Source organism: Bartonella sp. AU18XJBT (assembly GCF_028618595.1).
Taxonomy (GTDB): domain Bacteria; phylum Pseudomonadota; class Alphaproteobacteria; order Rhizobiales; family Rhizobiaceae; genus Bartonella.
Map to the genome: position 1 here is coordinate 1 of NZ_JAQITE010000117.1, position 1,946 is coordinate 1,946.

Genomic DNA, 1,946 nt, shown 5'->3' on the forward strand with positions numbered 1-1,946 from the left:
GATCATCTCCATTAAAAGCTGTGAGATAAAAAGCACGGTCTGTTTGATATTCCTTTCTTTCTAGATTGGTTAAAAAACCAGATAACTCATCACGAACCATTAAGAGACCACGGGGGTTTTCTTTTAAGAGTTCCCCAAGCTTTTCGACCGTGACATCATTGACAATAAAGCGTCGTTTACCAAGAGTATCATCATTATTTTTACGAGTAGAAACTAAGCTGTGTGCAAAGTGATTATGCTAATCATATTCGCAATATTAGAAAAATAATAATTTATCATTATTTACTGATACGGAGCGCAGTATTGTAGAAAATAATTTGCTTCAATTACTAAATAAATAAAAATACCGTTGATTAAGGAAATTTTTGCTTTGTATGAAGCACACGTAAAATACGCACAACGCCATTTGAAATATCATAAATCATGATATAATTTGAATGTACAATAAGTTCACGTGTATTTACAATTCGTCCTAAACGACCAAGAGTAGGAAATTTAACAAGTTTTTCTACTTTTTCAGATAAAAGTTGATCAAACTTTAAGGCAGCAGAAGGATTATCTTGTGATATGTATTCACGGATCTTTTTGCGGTCAACGTGTGCTACTTGTGTCCAAATTAGCTTCATAAAGTTGATCTATCGAGTTTACTTTGTGTTTTTAAGCGCCATTCCTTTGCTTCTGCTTCGATTTCTTCAGAAGATATTATATCACCTGCATTAGCAGAATTTATCCCTAATTGAACTTGTTCCCGAAACCATAAATCGTGTGCACTTTTTTCTTTTTGTTCTTTTACGATATCGCGCATATAATCCCGCAATAATTGTGCACCAGATCTATCACACGCCTTTGCTGCTTTGGAAAATTCATTTTTTAATACATTATCGACGCGAAAGGTAAATGTTGTCTCAGCCATTTTACGACCACTTAATGTGTTACAAAGTAGTTCTAATATAATGCATTTTTACTGTTTCTTCAATAGGTACTATGAAAATAGATATTTTATATCTATTTTGCATTTTCATAGGGTTGAAAGGGACGCCCATAAATCAACGGGCTCTGATAACAACCCAGACAGCAGAGACAGCCCCGTTTCAATGCCTTCACAAATGACCAGATGTTTGGGATTGGCTTGACTTAAATGCACAGCACCGCCCATGACAGATCCCAACATGGCTTTTGCTGGTTTCTGATCTGTTTTGCAGCCATTGGCTTGTAAAAAGGTTCTATGAATGGCAAAGGAGCCAGCACCCTTAACAAGAGCCACCAACGCGGGCAGTGTAATCCCTAAAGGGTGTGGACAGTTGCTATGAAAGCGTAAATCAGCAGGCAAATCGCATGTAATACCCCGCATACGTAAATAGGTTTCAGCTAAAGTATTTTTGATTGGTTTGCTTTGTTGCCAAATTGCTTTTGCTCTCTCTGTTTTCTGTTTTGCTCGTTTGAGATCAGCACAAAACTGTTTGGATAAAGAAAGCGTATGATCATAAGCTTTATCAAAAAAGGCTTGTTTTCCCAGCAAGCCAATTCTTCTGAGCGCTTGTATGATCTCTCTAAAAGAGCAGCCAGCATAACAATAGAGTAAAAGACGCCCATCATGTCCATTGGCAAGGGATAAGCTAGGCAGCCTATCATCATGAGCAGGGCAACGGGCTATCCCATAATATCCATGCCAAACCCCATGCAAGGCATTTGTGATGCCCCGAGCATTTATATAAGAAAACATGTTTTTTATCCTATGAATATTGCACCATAGGACGGATTATGCTAACTCTAGGGTGATGAGTTTGAGAAAGCCTTGTCCGTCCTTACGTGACAAGGTTTTTTTTATGCCGCGTCGTTATAACGTTGCTGTTTTGCTTGCTCAATGACATTCAAAAGATCTGATTGTAACCAACGCGATAAAAAGCCAAATTTTAAAGGTTTTGGCAAAGAGCCATTGGTAACAT

At 37.7% G+C, this 1,946-nt stretch carries 2 protein-coding genes and 3 pseudogenes; all 5 read right to left on the bottom strand.

What is annotated here, in order from left to right:
• Nucleotides 1–193: pseudogene (locus PVV60_RS10325) on the bottom strand (DUF3987 domain-containing protein); the annotation flags it as partial.
• 160 nt (nucleotides 194–353) lie between these two features.
• On the bottom strand, nucleotides 354–626 hold the full coding sequence (locus PVV60_RS10330; RefSeq protein ID WP_015856212.1) for a type II toxin-antitoxin system mRNA interferase toxin, RelE/StbE family: 273 nt from the start codon (nucleotides 624–626) through the stop codon (nucleotides 354–356).
• Nucleotides 623–913 carry a CopG family ribbon-helix-helix protein gene (locus PVV60_RS10335; RefSeq protein ID WP_273724654.1) on the bottom strand — a complete coding sequence of 97 codons (291 nt, stop codon included), beginning with the start codon at nucleotides 911–913 and terminating at the stop codon, nucleotides 623–625. Before PVV60_RS10335 ends, PVV60_RS10330 begins: the two co-directional genes overlap by 4 nt.
• A 111-nt stretch (nucleotides 914–1,024) precedes the next feature.
• Nucleotides 1,025–1,723: pseudogene (locus PVV60_RS10340) on the bottom strand (virulence-associated protein E); the annotation flags it as partial.
• Nucleotides 1,724–1,824: 101 nt separating this feature from the next.
• Nucleotides 1,825–1,946 (bottom strand): annotated as a pseudogene (locus tag PVV60_RS10345) (DNA-binding protein); the annotation flags it as partial.

What these genes read in the sequence shown, in the direction of transcription:
- PVV60_RS10330 (WP_015856212.1), bottom strand. Translation starts at nt 626, where the DNA reads ATGAAGCTAATTTGGACACAAGTAGCACACGTTGACCGCAAAAAGATC.
- PVV60_RS10335 (WP_273724654.1), bottom strand. Translation starts at nt 913, where the DNA reads ATGGCTGAGACAACATTTACCTTTCGCGTCGATAATGTATTAAAAAAT.